Consider the following 15,124-nt stretch of genomic DNA (forward strand, 5'->3'; position numbering starts at 1 on the left):
CATGAAGTTATTCAAAGCGACCATCGCTGCTGCATTAGGACTTATGCTTGCTTTACCGTCCGTAGCCAATACGGAAACAACCACATCAAGTTTAGACACAATAAATAAGCGCGGTACATTACGCGTTGGTATGTCGACCTTTGTTCCGTGGGCAATGCGCAATAAACAAGGCGAATTGATTGGTTTTGAAATTGATGTCGCCAAGCGTTTAGCCGCTGATTCTGGTTGGAAAGTCGAATTTGTCCCGACAGCGTGGGACGGCATTATTCCCGCATTGCTCGCTAAAAAATTCGACGTCATTATCGGTGGTATGTCCATCACACCTGAACGTTCAAAAAGCGTGCTATTTTCTTCACCCTACTCACATTCTGGAGTCCAAGTAGCGGCAAGTAAAGAGCTAGCAAAAGGCTTCTCAGAATTTTCTGATTTTGACTCTCGTCGTATAAAAATTGCTGCACGTCGTGGTGCATATACAGTACAAATTGCGCGTGAAACTTTCCCTAAAGCAAAAATTCTTCAGTTTGATGATGAATCACAAGCATTCCAAGAAGTACTCAATGGCAATGCGCATGCAGTAATCGCTTCAAGCCCAAAACCGGAACATGAGGCAATCAAACACTCAGACAAGCTGTTTTTACCGTTTGATCAACGCCTGTCTCAAGGTAACGAAGCGTTTGCTGTTCGGCTCAATGAGCAAGACAAAAAAGCCTTTTTTAACCAATGGATTGAGCAACGAACTAAAGATGGTTGGTTACAAGAGCGCTACGAGTACTGGTTCGCTACCTTGGATTGGCAAAGTCAAATTGCTCAAGGTCAGTAGCCTCGGCTTAAAAATCGCGTACCTTATGACATAAATTTAGGATTGAATAGTGGCTGAGTCTTCCTCTACGCAGCGTGTAATTAAACACACCACTTTGATTGAAACGATTAAACGTTTTAACAAATTAGATGCTCTACTATTGGTACTCTGCTCGCTGTTTGCACTGTGGCTTTACTCCCGCTCATCTGCGGGGGTAAATTACACATGGCATTGGCGCGATGCTTTATCACTACTATTTACACCTAGAGCGGATGGGAGCTTACCCTATTTTTTTCAAGGCTTGCTTTCTACACTAAGGCTAAGTCTTTGGGGGATTAGCTTAGCATTGGTCCTAGGGACATTGCTTGGTTTAACAAAGTTTTCTTCATCGTCTTGGTTCAACAAGCCTGCGAATGTCTTCATCCAATTGGTAAGAAACATTCCCCCTCTGGTTTTTGTGTTTATTTTCTACTTCTTCATTTCTAACCAATTGATCCCGTTGCTTGGTTTAGAAACGATTTTACGTCAATACTCAAGTGAAATAAGCTTGTTCCAAGAAGTCCTTTTTGGCCCGGCTAACTTATGGGAAAACCTGCTTTCCGGTGTTTTGTGTGTTGGACTACTCTCTTCAGCTTATGTCGCAGAGATTGTACGTGCGGGATTGCAGGGTATAGATAAAGGACAATGGGAAGCGGCGGATTCATTAGGTATGTCTACTTGGGTGAAGTATCGATATGTCATCGCCCCACAAGTACTTCGTTCTATAACGCCCGCTCTTGCTGGTCAAACGATTTCACTCGTAAAAGACACCTCTATCGTATCGCTGATATCCATCCAAGAAATGACCTTTGTTGGCACTGAAATCGCTAACTCTTCGGGATATATCTTTGAAATATGGCTTTTGGTTGGCTTGGTTTATTTCTTGATCTGCTTTGGGCTATCCACTTTTTTCCGATATTTAGAAAACCGACACTTGTAGGTTCAAATTGGCAACATCATTTTTAACCAAAGAGAAGGGGAGCTTAATGCTCCCCTTCTCTTTGGTATTGCTAACTCTAGCGAATTTAACTTGCCTGTTCTTGGCTGACTTTACGTAATTGCGTCAGGTACTTTATCCACCCTCTCGCTTGCTTGCTGGATGTAATGTTGTTGGCTTTCTTCGCTTGAGCCAACGCTTGTTCCAGATTATTTAGCTTGTAATACGCACGTGTTTTCGCCAGTGCCACTTGCTCTTTGCGTCCTTTCACTTTGTTCAAGGTTGCAATCGCGCTTTTATATTGACCTTCTTGGACCATTATTTGGGCTACATTCCAATGATATTTAGCCTCATATCTAGCGGCAAGTTGCCACTGATTGAGCGCTTCATTCCATTCTCTTGCATGTTGCCAATAACTCGCCTGAGCAACAATTAGATCGATATCTGTATTCGCGTTGTCTAATTCGCGAACTTCGATTGCTGCACGTTCTGGTATACCACTTTGCGCGTAAAGTTGAGCTAATAACTTTCTATCTTGCTGAGACAACTCTATGCGTTGTTGCTTTGCCAACGCAAGCGCATTCAATGCACCTCGGTTGTTTCCGACTTGAATTTGCAAGCTAACCAATTGTCGCCACCAATTAACCTTTTTAGGCTGTAATACAATCAGCTTTTCTAATGTTGGTATCGCGCTTTTCCAACGTTTTAATTGCAATTGCGCGCCTAACTTTAAAGATAATGGTTGCAGCTCGTCTTGGCGTTGAAAACGGCGGTACTTATCGATCGCCGAAACCACCTGTTTCCATTGACTAATTTGATAATGTGCTTGCGCTATGCGCAACCAAATTTCATCTTCTTTCTGAGTTTTAGGTACTTGCTTGGTTAATTGATAGTAATGCGGTAGTGATTTAGAATACTGCTGGTCACTTAGCAGCAGATCAGCCAACATTTTTTCGGTTGTCCAAGCTTGCTCATCAACTAATTGTTTTGACTCAACCGCAGTTTTAAGCTGTTTAATTGCTTGTTTTGCTTTGCCGTCTTGCCAGTAGAATACACCCAACATACGCGCCACAAACGCTTTATCATATGCTCTTGACGTATCAATGGCATTTAATGCTGTAATCGCCTGTTTGAACTGATCGTCTTGCGCCATTTGATTGGCTTTCTGCACTCGGATCGCAGTGTATTGGCTCAACTCTGCAGCAATAGAAGATACAGAGCAGAAGCTAACTAAACTAATCACTAATAGTCGAATCATCATTTTGCTAACTTAAACTCCAATCGAACGGTTTGCCCCAATTGTGACTGCGCATTACCATCTTCCACTTTGGGCTGATATTTCCATTTTCGTAGTGCTCGTATTGCTTCTTTCTCAAACATACGCCTTGGATTTGCATCAAGCACTTCGATGTCTGTCGGTCTTCCTGTTGGGTCTATGGAAAACCTCAGTACAACAAAACCTTCTGCTCCACGCCTTAGTGCTTTTGCAGGGTAGCGCGGTTCAACGCGATACAATGGCATTGCCTGTTGATTAACACCAAAATCACCAAATGTGGGCGCATTGATCGCTAATCCATCTATTGCGGTGTCTAAACCAAGTGTAGGTTGCATTGAGAGCGGTGAAACACTTGAAGCTTTAGCTTTTGCTTGAGATAGCGGCATCTGCTCAGGGACTTCCGGCGGTTTAGGCTGCTGAGGAACTGCACGCTGTCTGCGTTGCACTTCTTGCTCATTCTCAATCATCACCATATTAAAACTAACGGCTTCACTTGATTCCACTACACGGCGATGGCCACCATCCACCATCCATGCCATAAAGCTAAACAATGCCAATGCTATCGCTCCTGCAATCGGCAAAGAGAGTAAAAATCGCATCACTACATCTTCTCCGCTGCCAAGGCGATATTTTTAACACCCGCCCCTTTAGCTGCATCCATTACTTTCACAACCGTACCACTGTATGCATGTTCATCAGCTTGGATCACGAGTGATGCATCTGGTTTATCCAGCAACAAATGCTCTAACGTTGCTTGAACTCGCTCTACATCGATCACTCGTTTATCAATGTAGATATCATTGGCGGATGTAATCGCAACAAATATGCCCGCATCTTTTTGGCTCACCACATTTGAAGCTTGTGGACGGTTCACCTCAACACCCGATTCGCGAACAAATGAACTGGTTACAATAAAGAAGATCAACATGATAAATACAATATCAAGCATCGAAGTAAGGTCGATCTGCGCCTCTTCTTGTTTATGTTGGCGTCTACCGAGTCTCATCGCTGACTCCTTAAAGATTTTTCTAATTTAATTTCTCGAAGTTGGCATGCTTTCGCTAATCGTGCGTGAACAAACATGCCAGCCAATGCCGCAACCATACCCGCCATTGTTGGCAATGTCGCAAGTGATATACCAGAAGCCATCAATTTAGGATTACTGCTACCTTGATTAGCCATCACATCGAAGACCGAGATCATACCTGTTACTGTGCCAAGCAAGCCTAACATTGGACAAATCGCCACTAACACCTTAATAAAATTGAGATTTTGATATAGTGCTATGTGTGCTTGCGCAATCCAACTCTCACGTATTGATAAGGCATACCATGAGTGTTGTTCCTTTCGCGCATGCCACTGGCTAATCCACTGAACACGCATCTTCGGATATTGAACAAGTAAGAATATAACTCGTTCAATAATCAACACCCAGCAGACGAGAACCACTGCGCCCAACCACCAAAGTACCTGACCGCCCTGCTCCATAAAGCTTTGCAATGACAGCAACCAATCACTTGATTGAAGGCTAACTGGCAACCATGATAAAGAAAACAGCGAAGACATTACGCAGCATTCCCTACAGCTTTTGGCTCGGTATGTTTGTGTTGAACTAAGCTTGCTTTTTCTGCTTGCTCAGCAACCAAACCGATACCTTGTTTTTCAAGAATATTGCGAATATTTTCCGCTTGAGAACTTAATATGTTGTGAGCCAGAAGCAAGGGCATCGCTGAAACTAAACCGAGAACCGTCGTTACGAGCGCCATTGAAATACCACCAGCCATCACTTTCGGGTCACCATTACCAAACTGAGTGATTACTTGGAATGTTTCGATCATCCCAGTCACAGTGCCAAGTAAGCCAAGCATTGGCGCTAGAGCGGCGAGTAATTTCAGCATTGATAAGCCACGCTCTAAGCTGACTTGCTCATCAACAACCGCTTCAAGTAAGCGCAGTTCTAATGCTTCAACGCTGCGAGTTTGTTCTTTGCTGTAAACTGCAAGAATACGCCCTAATGGGTTGTTCCCCGGCTCGGTTGGTTTTTTCAGCTGCGCTTTAATTTTTTGACGAGCTAAAGCAAGGTTCAACCCCTGAACCAAAGCAATCACACCACCTATGGCAAGTAGACCAAGGATGATTTTGCCTACCACACCGCCAGCTTGCAGACGATCCATTAAACTCGGAGTATGCGCGAGTTGTTCAAGCATGACGCCACGAGACGGGTCAACAATGATGTTGCTCGATTCACCCTGACCCAAAGCTGAAAGTGACATAAGCGTCGGTGTATTCTCAGGTTGCTTTACATAAGCAGTCGCTTCTTGACGAACACCATCCCATGCGAGATAACCTTGCTCGCCAACAAGCCCAATTGACCCAAGGCGAAGCGCATCCACTTGACCTTTCTTCCCTTCACCATCGATAAATTTCACCGTGGTTTGCGCTATTTTACTGCTTGCGAGGATCTGTTGATCCATCGCCTTCCACAAAGCCGTCAGTTGAGGCATTGAAGGTAATGTCGTTGCCGCGATGATCTGTTTAATTTCAGAATTATATGATTGTGCATCAGCGCCAGTAACCGAATATTGTAATTCGTTTTGTAGCTCTTTGGCATTTTGACGCACAACACCAAACACTTCACCTAGACTGCCCGTTTCTAAACGTAGTTGTTCTTCAAGGCGAGCTAAAGTGTCTTCATTTTGGCTAAACGTGGCAGCTAATTTGTCATTATCAGCTTGCAGCTTATTACGCTGTGCGATCAACTGTGCCTTTAATACGTTAAACTCTTTTTCTGTCGCCTTAAATCCAGACTCACGTAGTTGGTTGTGTTTTGTTTGCTGCTGGTTCTCTTGCTTCGCTTTACCAACAAAATCAGTAGCGGCAAAACAAGATAGAGAAAATGAACTAACAACAAGAATAGATGCGATTAATTTAAGCTTCATACTATTTCGCCTCCGTGATCAGAGACACAGGTAAGGTTATTAAACTTGGTGCGGTCTGCTTTGCCGCCACTCCATAGGCTTTATCTAGTTCTGTTTGCATCGAGCTATCAACGTCTACCCAGGTAGCTTTCTTGTTGTCCCACGCCCAAAACTTACTGCCGTTGAGGCTTCTTGCGACCAAAGAAACACGACCTAAATGAAGAATATCAGCTTCTCGTTGCTCTCCTGAAGCTTGGATCTGACCTTGGTATAAACCTAATTTAGTACCATAATCCATTTCAATTTGATACGCCTCTAAGATACGGCGATATTTTTCTGCATCGCTAACATCAGCTCTTGTCATAAGCGATGCTAATTTAGCAATTCGTTCTTCTCGCTGTTGCTTCTTAATTGGTGCATCATTATTAACGATGGTGTTCAAACCTTCGATCATTTGATACATCAAAGGCACGACACCTTGGCGGGTGATCTTAATATCTTTAATCTGCCCGTCTATACTTGTCATCTCTTCGCTTTGATTAGCAACTAACGCAGTCAAGTGCGTTTGATAGACCTGCAAGTTTTTGACTTCCTCTTGCAGTTGCTCTATCTCTGCTTGCAAAACCAACGTCGAATCAGCGCTGTTGTTGATTCTTTTTTGGCTTGCAACTGAAGCCGCATTAGTTTTATTTTGAATCGACTGTGCGCTATCCAAGCTCGAAGCTGAAGCTGGGGCAATCACTGCCGTAATGAAAATGGCTAAACTGGTTTTTAATAGGTTCATAATCGTAATCAGTGACATCAAGCAATTGAGGCAAATGCCTTAAACAAAGCGCAATGACGTTCAAATAAGTCCCAAGAAAGTCTTGTTGATAAGTATTATCATTAGCAATTAGATTCGCATAATAACGATTTTTCCTTAATTTGCCAACGGGTAAAGGGGAAGGTTTACCTTCCCCTTTCATAATGCGAGCCAATACTTAGTATTTTACCTGCAATGTCGCCATGTAGTTACGACCTTCTCCAATAACCACATCCTCTGCGTAAGAATGCTTAGAAGATGTCGTTCCTCCGCCCGCTAAATAGTCAGTATCAAATAGATTTTCTATCGTAAAACGAGCGACAAAATCTACGTTATCATCGTATTTATGAGTATATGCAACCCCGGTGTCGACACGAGTATAACCGTCTTTCTTGAATGTATTCTCAGCGTCGCCGTAGCGAGAGCCTTCGTAAATCAAGCCAACATTTAGGTCCAATTCATGGGTTGCGGCATAAGTCGACCAAATGCTTGCAGCAAACTCTGGCACATCTGCTGGACGATTACCTGAAAGTGTCTCATGATTTTTAATTTCAGCGTCTAAATACATAGCTGATGCTGATATTGAAAATTGATCCGTGACGTACCCTTGCAGGCTTATTTCAGCACCGTTATGTACTTTTTTACCTGATTGAGTTCTGTCTGTTAGTGACTTATTCGAATCATTCGGATCTACGCCAAGATCGACATCAAGCTTTATGTCTTCCTGAGTAATATTGAATATCGCACCTGAAATAAATAGTTGCTGATCTAGCAATTCCCACTTTGTACCCACTTCATATGAAATCCCCTTAGCCGCGTCAAGAATCTCACCGTCATTCACAAACGTTGTATCAGAATCTGACAGTACTTTGCCTTGTGGTTCGAAACTCTCTGAGTAAGAGACATAGATGCTACCGTTTGAGGCTGGATGGTAAATAACGCCGAGTTTTGGTGACACGCTCTCTTCCGCAACGCCTTCTTCCACTTTACGATCAAAACGTAAACCCGCAATTGCTTGCCACTGTTCATTAATCGTGATCATGTCTTGTAGATAGAAGCCCCAAGTGTCATATCGGCTAGAACTCGTAAAGCTATCACCACTGTATTGTGGCGTCCCTACTGTATCTCCCGGTGCGACATTTTGAGCAACGAAAGATTCCTGCGCACGAAGGTAACGATAACCAAGCCAATTACCACCCATCAACAACTGATGGTCCATACCGGCTAATTCAGTCTCAGCAATAAAGTCTACGTAAGCGGTTTTAAAGCGCCACTCATCGTTACGATGATTACCACCATGCTTGACGAGTCCATTACCATCCGGCGTTGTCGCAGCAAAACTTGGGTAGCTTTCTATATCAACACGAGAGAAATCTTGGTAGTTGTAACCGGCTCGCATTGACCATACATCGGTAAGAACCGCATCGATATCAAACCCTATGTTTTCGACATCATTTTCGATTTCAGACCACTGGGCGTCCCAAATATGATTCTTATCGCCAACTCGTTGCCCTTCGAGCGTGTATAACGCCCCAGAGTCAACACTACCCTTGTCGTTGGTTTTATCGTAATGAACAGATACGGTGACGTCATCATTAAGGTCGTAATCCACCATTATTCCCGCAACCAAGCGTTCAGTTTGGGGGGTTGAACCATCACCATATTCACGCCAAGAGCTGTAGCTTTCTTTTGATATCACAGTACGCGCACGTAGCGTTTCTTCTTCATTCAACGCGCCGCTTACATCAACAACCGTACGAGAGTGGTCATCTGAACCTATGTCTTGACTGAGGCTAACGTTTGTCTCGTTAGTCGGCTTTTTAGTCACCATATTAATTAGGCCACCCGGAGCCGAGCTGCCATATAGTAGACCCGATGGTCCTTTTACCACTTCAACTCGTTCAAGCAATTCAACTGGCTGGCGATAGTGAGACCAATGCTGGTGACCATTTTTTAGAAAGCCAGTAGCACTGTTAACTTCAAAGCCACGCAATGAGAATTTTTCACGGTTTCGTCCCGTGCCACCAGCACTAACACTTGCGTCATTTTGCAGTACTTCTCCCAGTTTACTAGCACGTTGCTCATCAATAAGCTGCTCACTAATTACCGCGACTTGCCCTGGAGTTTCTAACTGAGTGGCATCCATACGCATAGCCGTCGAGTTGCTTTCTACTTTGTAGCCATATTCTCGACCTTCCACGACCATGTGCTCATCAGTGTTAACACTCTCTGCCATTGCAGGAGTCGCTAATACAGCGCCAATGACTAACGCAAGCGGACTCTTAGTAAACATCTTATTCTCCGAATTTATTTAATGACAACCGCAGTGCGACTGCTTGTTATTTCGGAGGGAAATATAAGTGATAATTAATATCATTAGCATTAAATTTACATTCTTTGCATTGGTAATGCATTATGAAAAAAACACGCTAATCAGCGTGTTTTTTTCACTGGGAATAACAGTTCAATATGCAGCCCCCCATTTTTGCGATTTCGAGCTTGAACCTTTCCTTTCATCAACCCCATTGATTGCTGAACTATCGCTAAACCTAGCCCATAACCGCCCGTTTTTTTATCCCGTGAAGATTCGATACGAGTAAAAGGCTGGAAAACCAGATCGAGTTTATTCTCTGCAATCCCCCTGCCATCATCTTGCACGGCAATGGTCATGTATTCACAATCATCCTCTATTGTTCGATAAATAAACACATCAATATGAGCATCTTCTCCGGCATATTTGATTGAATTCGCTATTAAGTTGCGCAGGCAGCGTATAATCAGCCTTTCATCAGCCATAACCGGAACGAATTCTTCAGATGGCCAGAACCTCAACTGCTGATGAGAACGCAATTCCAATTGGCTTTGTTCAACTTGTGAACTGGTATAACTTTCCAAGCAAGTTGGCTTTAGGTTAACGTCGTAACGCGCATTTTCGAGCTGACTATAAGTGAGAATTTCGGCAACAAGATTGTCCATTTCTTCGACTTCTCTTTCTACACGCTCAACAAGCTCTAGTTCTTTGGCAGATACTTTATGCTTAAGAAGATGCAACGCTAAATTTTGCCTTGCTAACGGTGTGCGCAATTCATGGGATACATCACGAATGAGTCGTTTTTGCTTTTCAGCCAATGAATGTATCTGCCGACTCATTTCATCAAAATCTTGTGCCAACTCATTAAACTCAGTTGTCTTAGATTGCAGCTCAACGACGACATTGATATTAAACTCGCCTTGCGCTAATCGATGGCTTGCTTCACGTAATCGATTTAGTGGTAGTTGTAACTTACGAGCTAAAATCAGCGAAAACAAAGTCAAAATCACCAGTGCTATCACAAATTTACTCACGTTTAAGTAATTTAGAAAACGATGTGCCGGATGCAAATGACTTGATAGTTGGATCACCAAGGTGTTTTTATCAGCTAAAGGTATTCCTATTAGCGGTTTATTCACTCGCTCACCCATATTTCCACCAAGCTCTCGCAAGAATTTGAGCTTAAACTCAAAGTGAGGGTGCATATCGCGATGGGTAATCGGTTGGTTGTTTTTATCCAAGACAAATAAGTAAAAAGGTTGAGCCTCTTCCCAATCGGCTAACTCATCCATATCACCATCTTCAATCATGACGTTGGCTTGATAAGCTATATCGCGCATTTGGGTTTTCACTGACTCCGGCAATACCAGCAGAGTTCTCAACAAAGCTTGCTCAGTGGCATATTGCAGTAGCAATATGCAAAGAACGACGCCTGACATATAACTAAATAACTCAAATGCTAGGCTGTGTTTACGTTTTCCCATAAATAGTGAGGTAAGCCGTTTCACCGCTCTATTCTCTAACACAAGTGACAAAGCTATACCCTTTTCCTCTCACTGTTTTAATGTGCTGTTTAGACATGCCAGCTTCAACCAGTTTGCGACGTAGGTTACTAATGTGCATGTCGAGATTGCGATCAAATGGGCTAAGTTCTTTTTTTAGCACTTCGATTTGCAGCTCAGCTTTAGAAATCACAATTCCTTCATTACGCACAAGATAATTGAGTAAATCGGCTTCCGTACCTGTGAATGGTAAGCCGGAGATGGTCTCGCCAAAACTGTCCTCGGTGAGAGTGCTATTCTGCCGTTGCTTTTCTAACCCAACCCGACGAAAGATTGCCTTAATACGAGTTAACAACTCTGGTACTTTAAACGGTTTGGCCACATATTGATCCGCGCCAGCTTGATACCCCTCTAACATTGACGACTCATCATTTAATGCGGTAAGCATTAAAATAGGAGTAGCAAAACGTTGGCAAATTCTGCGCGCCACTTGTAAACCACTAAGTTGAGGCAGCATTACATCAAGCAATACCAAATCGACTGGATTTTTTTCAATGTATTGCAGAGCACTTTCTCCGCAATGGACGCAAGTCACTTGATAGCCCTCTATAACCAACACTTCAGAGATGAGTTGACAAAGCTCGATATCATCATCAACAACTAAAATTTTTGACATTTTTATTCGCAGGAAACAACAAAGGAAGGCGATTCTAAATCTCAATCATTATCAGTACAAGAGAGAGTGATGAATTACTCAATTATTGCGGATTTGCTTAGGAAGTTAGCGTCATTTGAAATGAACCCGGCATATGCCGGGTTTATTAAACTACGACTTTACACGATTAAGCGTTAACTAGTGGCACAGCCTTTCTCAATCGACGACGTTGCATCGCTACCACTAAAGTAAACAACATTAGAGCTGGAAGCCACATCCACTCTTTACTGAATCGCTCCACTGGAATTTTCACATCAACAATTTGTTGATCAAACTGTAGTCCTGCCGCCTCTGCTGGGCTGGAAAAGCCAATTACATCAATCAGCGTCTGCTCGCTTTGTTGATAAGTGACAATGCCGAGTGCATCCAGTTTGTCTTGCCCTGTCTCGCCATCTGGCACTTCAAGTAATACTGAGAAATCTCGCATTTTCCCTACACTGTCTTCGCCACTGATCCTCATCCTAAGCACGCTACCCTGCTCTAGCGATTGAAGAGTTTGCACCAATTGTGCAGGATTACTTGATTGGTAAGGCTCAACAACTTGATCAACCCAATATCCCGGTCTAAATAATGTAAACGCAACGACGAGTAACAAAACGCCTTCATACCATTTGTTTCGCGTTAAGAACCAGCCTTGAGTTGCCGCAGCAAAGATCAACATCGCAATGGTTGAAACAATAAAGATAGCGACTCCATGCCCCCAATCAACATCAATCAACAATAAATCGGTGTTAAATATAAAGAGGAAAGGAAGTGCCGCAGTACGCAAGCTGTAATAAAAAGCGGTGATCCCCGTTTTTATCGGGTCTCCTTTCGATACTGCCGCAGCGGCAAATGAAGCAAGCCCTACAGGTGGTGTTACATCTGCCATAATTCCGAAATAAAAAACGAACAAATGCACCGCAATTAATGGCACGATTAAACCATGTTGCTCACCCAACGTAACGATCACGGGCGCTAACAAACTCGACACAACTATATAGTTTGCCGTGGTTGGTAACCCCATCCCGAGAATCAAACTTAATACCGCAGTCAAAAGCAACATCAATACCAAGTTACCCAGTGAGAGTATTTCCACTAAATCTGCCAGCACTAAACCAACACCAGTTTGCGAAACTGCGCCTACAATGATGCCCGCTGTCGCGGTGGCAATGCCAATCCCTATCATATTGCGTGCACCAGCAACTAAGCCTTCACGAAGATCAATGACCCCATCTTTGATGTCGCCATAATGGTGCTTGCCATCTTTTCGCAACCAATTCAGTAATGGACGTTGTGTTAACACGATCACGACAAGAATAACTGAACCCCAAAATGCCGACAGTCCCGGAGATAAACGCTCTACCATTAAGCACCACACTAACACCACAACTGGTAATAGATAATGCAGACCAGAGAGTAATACCTGGCGAGTGTCTGGTAGTTGATCAAGCGGCTTATCTGGATTTTCTTGTTCTAAAGGTTCATTGCTCGCAGCTATTTTAAGTAGCCCGATGTACACAATGACTAACATCACTGCGACGCCTTGTAAGGTATAATCTCCTAACATCGGCTTGAGCCAACTTAACCCGTAATACACCAGCAACGAAAGACCACAAACAAGCACAACACCAAACACGAAACCAATAAGGCGCATGAGCCATGGTTTTGACTTAACCGTATCAAGAGGTTGCATGCCTAGCTTAAGGGCCTCAAGGTGGACAATATAAAGAAGCGCGATGTAAGAGATCGCCGCAGGCAAAAAGGCATGTTTGATTATTTCAACATAAGGAATACCAACGTACTCCACCATTAAAAAAGCAGCTGCGCCCATGACTGGTGGCATAATTTGCCCATTAACAGAGGATGCCACTTCTACCGCACCCGCTTTTTCTGCACTAAAACCGACTTTGCGCATCATCGGGATTGTAAATGTCCCTGTTGTCACGACGTTAGCGATCGATGAACCTGATATAAGCCCAGTCAGACCCGAAGCAACAACTGCCGCTTTTGCCGGTCCACCTCTAAAATGCCCTAACATACTAAATGCTAACTGAATAAAATAATGCCCTGCCCCCGCTCGCTCGAGTAGCGCACCAAATAACACAAACAAAAAGACAAAACTGGTCGAAACACCTAGCGCGATACCAAACACACCTTCGGTCGTGATCCATTGATGATTGGCTAACGCCTCTAGTTGTACGCCGCGGTGCGACAATAAACCGGGCATCCACGGTCCTGCGAGGCTATAACCAATAAAAACCAGTGCAATCACGGGCAATGCAGGACCTAGCACACGCCGAGCGGCTTCAAGCAATAGAGGCAAACCGATCAGTGCAGTGGCAAAATCTCCTGAGGTCAGGATACCCGGACGAGTTGCAAGTTCTTCATAAAGAACAAATAAGTAGAGTGCTGAAGCACAAGCGATCAAACCAAACATCATATCGGTTGCCGGTACTCGATCTCTTGCAGAACGCTTTAACGCAGGAAATACCAAAAAAGCGAGCAGCAAGGCAAAGCCCAGATGAATAGCACGAGTTTCGGTATCGTTCATCACACCAAAGCCGACCACAAAAGGTAACGGCGAAGCAATCCAAAGTTGAAATAGTGACCAACACAAAGCCAGTAACGTAATGGTTTTTTCCATCACTCCACCGGGTAAACGTACGCCAACATCCTGAGCGATTAACTCTTGAGCCGACGTCGGAGCTGCAGTTGCAGACATCGGTTTATCCATAATATTTCTCAAATTAAAAAGCTAAGCCCTACCAAGGGACCCGCGTAGGGCTTAGAAGTGGAAAAAATCTAAATAGGAAAATAAAACGTATTTCACTATCTGATTAGTGAACAATTTGATGATGATGTTTACAACCAACCACGCTCTTTGTAGTAACGAACAGCGCCTTCATGCAGTGGTGCAGATAAGCCTACTTCTATCATTTCAATCTCTTTGAGATCTTTAAACGCTGGATGTAAGCGCTTGAAACGGTCGATATTGTCGAATACTGACTTAACAACTTGATAAACCAATTCAGGATCAGTTTCTGCCGTGGTTGATAATACCGCTTTGCCACCAATTGAAGGGGTATCATTGGGATTGCCACGGTACATTCCGCCCGGAATCACCGCTTTAGTAAAGTACGCTTTGTCGGCTAACAATTTATCGATATCAGAACCTGTCACCGCCACGAGCACGGCATCCGTTGTAGTGGATGCCTCTTGGATTGCTCCATTTGGGTGACCGACAAAATAGCTCATCACATCAATATTGTTATCACTCATGGCTGAAGCTTGCTCTGCCGGTTTTAGATCTGATACCAAACTAAATACAGAAGGCTCCCATCCCTTTACTTGCATGATCTGCTCAAATGTATCGCGCTGACCAGACCCCGGATTACCAATATTTACACGCTTACCGATCAAATCTTCAAGATGACTTATATTGGCGTCTTTACGCGCCAAAATTGTGAACACTTCACTTTGAAGAGAAAATACCGCGCGGATGTTTTTCATAGGCTGACTATTTTGAAATGGTGCAACACCTTCCAATGCCTTGAATTGATGATCGGACTGCATAATGCCGAAGTTGTATTCGCCACTGCGTAAACCATTAACGTTAGCGACTCCTCCACCACTGGCTGGAGCGTTACACTTAATGCCATGCTCGTCTCCGCCGCGGTTAACGAAACGACAGATTGACTGACCAGCAACATAATAGACGCCTGTTTGTCCTCCGGTACCTATCGTCGCAAACTCAGCGGAAGCATTGACATTCTCACTCAGTGAGATTCCACCAGCTATTGCTACACACATTGAAACTAGCATTAAGCCTTTCATTTCATATTT

Annotated in this window: 13 protein-coding genes; 2 read left to right on the forward strand and 11 right to left on the reverse strand. The window is 43.7% G+C overall.

Going from position 1 to position 15,124, the window contains the following annotated elements; all coding sequences use genetic code 11:
• The first annotated feature begins 1 nt into the window (after position 1).
• Complete coding sequence (locus L4C38_RS10115; protein WP_428797428.1) at positions 2 to 820, forward strand: transporter substrate-binding domain-containing protein; 819 nt, start codon at positions 2 to 4, stop codon at positions 818 to 820.
• Between the two features lie 79 nt (positions 821 to 899).
• The gene (locus tag L4C38_RS10120) at positions 900 to 1,778 is read left to right on the forward strand and encodes an amino acid ABC transporter permease (protein WP_428797539.1); all 879 of its coding nucleotides are present in this window, start codon (positions 900 to 902) and stop codon (positions 1,776 to 1,778) included.
• Between the two features lie 85 nt (positions 1,779 to 1,863).
• On the opposite strand, the gene L4C38_RS10125 is transcribed toward L4C38_RS10120, so the two are convergent.
• The 11 genes from L4C38_RS10125 to L4C38_RS10175 form a co-directional block, all read right to left on the reverse strand.
• Positions 1,864 to 3,036: a hypothetical protein gene (locus L4C38_RS10125; protein WP_428797429.1), complete on the reverse strand. Its 1,173-nt coding sequence runs from the start codon at positions 3,034 to 3,036 to the stop codon at positions 1,864 to 1,866.
• Entirely contained in the window at positions 3,033 to 3,653 is a 621-nt protein-coding gene (locus L4C38_RS10130; RefSeq protein ID WP_428797430.1) for an energy transducer TonB, read from the reverse strand. Before L4C38_RS10130 ends, L4C38_RS10125 begins: the two co-directional genes overlap by 4 nt.
• Positions 3,653 to 4,057 (reverse strand): ExbD/TolR family protein, encoded by a 405-nt coding sequence (locus tag L4C38_RS10135; protein WP_428797431.1) that lies wholly within the window; start codon positions 4,055 to 4,057, stop codon positions 3,653 to 3,655. The genes L4C38_RS10130 and L4C38_RS10135 overlap by 1 nt, the downstream gene beginning before the upstream one ends.
• A complete protein-coding gene (locus tag L4C38_RS10140; RefSeq protein ID WP_428797432.1) occupies positions 4,054 to 4,617 on the reverse strand; it encodes a MotA/TolQ/ExbB proton channel family protein in 564 nt (187 codons plus the stop codon). Before L4C38_RS10140 ends, L4C38_RS10135 begins: the two co-directional genes overlap by 4 nt.
• Entirely contained in the window at positions 4,617 to 5,990 is a 1,374-nt protein-coding gene (locus tag L4C38_RS10145) for a MotA/TolQ/ExbB proton channel family protein (protein ID WP_428797433.1), read from the reverse strand. Before L4C38_RS10145 ends, L4C38_RS10140 begins: the two co-directional genes overlap by 1 nt.
• A gap of 1 nt (position 5,991) precedes the next feature.
• Positions 5,992 to 6,753, reverse strand: a complete 762-nt coding sequence (locus L4C38_RS10150; RefSeq protein WP_428797434.1) for a DUF3450 domain-containing protein — start codon at positions 6,751 to 6,753, stop codon at positions 5,992 to 5,994.
• A gap of 196 nt (positions 6,754 to 6,949) precedes the next feature.
• Positions 6,950 to 9,064, reverse strand: a complete 2,115-nt coding sequence (locus L4C38_RS10155; protein WP_428797435.1) for a TonB-dependent siderophore receptor — start codon at positions 9,062 to 9,064, stop codon at positions 6,950 to 6,952.
• Positions 9,065 to 9,204: 140 nt separating this feature from the next.
• Positions 9,205 to 10,566: a histidine kinase sensor domain-containing protein gene (locus tag L4C38_RS10160; RefSeq protein ID WP_428797540.1), complete on the reverse strand. Its 1,362-nt coding sequence runs from the start codon at positions 10,564 to 10,566 to the stop codon at positions 9,205 to 9,207.
• 28 nt (positions 10,567 to 10,594) lie between these two features.
• The gene (locus L4C38_RS10165; protein WP_428797436.1) at positions 10,595 to 11,260 is read right to left on the reverse strand and encodes a response regulator transcription factor; all 666 of its coding nucleotides are present in this window, start codon (positions 11,258 to 11,260) and stop codon (positions 10,595 to 10,597) included.
• 166 nt (positions 11,261 to 11,426) lie between these two features.
• The gene (locus L4C38_RS10170; RefSeq protein WP_428797437.1) at positions 11,427 to 14,003 is read right to left on the reverse strand and encodes a TRAP transporter permease; all 2,577 of its coding nucleotides are present in this window, start codon (positions 14,001 to 14,003) and stop codon (positions 11,427 to 11,429) included.
• Positions 14,004 to 14,143: 140 nt separating this feature from the next.
• Positions 14,144 to 15,115, reverse strand: a complete 972-nt coding sequence (locus L4C38_RS10175; protein WP_428797438.1) for a TAXI family TRAP transporter solute-binding subunit — start codon at positions 15,113 to 15,115, stop codon at positions 14,144 to 14,146.
• Positions 15,116 to 15,124: the final 9 nt, after the last annotated feature.

This window comes from Vibrio kasasachensis, assembly GCF_050337565.1.
GTDB classification, from domain to species: Bacteria; Pseudomonadota; Gammaproteobacteria; order Enterobacterales; family Vibrionaceae; genus Vibrio; species Vibrio kasasachensis.

What these genes read in the sequence shown, in the direction of transcription:
- L4C38_RS10170 (WP_428797437.1), bottom strand. Translation starts at nt 14,003, where the DNA reads ATGTCTGCAACTGCAGCTCCGACGTCGGCTCAAGAGTTAATCGCTCAG.
- L4C38_RS10125 (WP_428797429.1), bottom strand. Translation starts at nt 3,036, where the DNA reads ATGATGATTCGACTATTAGTGATTAGTTTAGTTAGCTTCTGCTCTGTA.
- L4C38_RS10155 (WP_428797435.1), bottom strand. Translation starts at nt 9,064, where the DNA reads ATGTTTACTAAGAGTCCGCTTGCGTTAGTCATTGGCGCTGTATTAGCG.
- L4C38_RS10145 (WP_428797433.1), bottom strand. Translation starts at nt 5,990, where the DNA reads ATGAAGCTTAAATTAATCGCATCTATTCTTGTTGTTAGTTCATTTTCT.
- L4C38_RS10150 (WP_428797434.1), bottom strand. Translation starts at nt 6,753, where the DNA reads ATGAACCTATTAAAAACCAGTTTAGCCATTTTCATTACGGCAGTGATT.
- L4C38_RS10175 (WP_428797438.1), bottom strand. Translation starts at nt 15,115, where the DNA reads ATGAAAGGCTTAATGCTAGTTTCAATGTGTGTAGCAATAGCTGGTGGA.
- L4C38_RS10165 (WP_428797436.1), bottom strand. Translation starts at nt 11,260, where the DNA reads ATGTCAAAAATTTTAGTTGTTGATGATGATATCGAGCTTTGTCAACTC.
- L4C38_RS10140 (WP_428797432.1), bottom strand. Translation starts at nt 4,617, where the DNA reads ATGTCTTCGCTGTTTTCTTTATCATGGTTGCCAGTTAGCCTTCAATCA.
- L4C38_RS10160 (WP_428797540.1), bottom strand. Translation starts at nt 10,566, where the DNA reads ATGGGAAAACGTAAACACAGCCTAGCATTTGAGTTATTTAGTTATATG.
- L4C38_RS10135 (WP_428797431.1), bottom strand. Translation starts at nt 4,057, where the DNA reads ATGAGACTCGGTAGACGCCAACATAAACAAGAAGAGGCGCAGATCGAC.
- L4C38_RS10115 (WP_428797428.1), top strand. Translation starts at nt 2, where the DNA reads ATGAAGTTATTCAAAGCGACCATCGCTGCTGCATTAGGACTTATGCTT.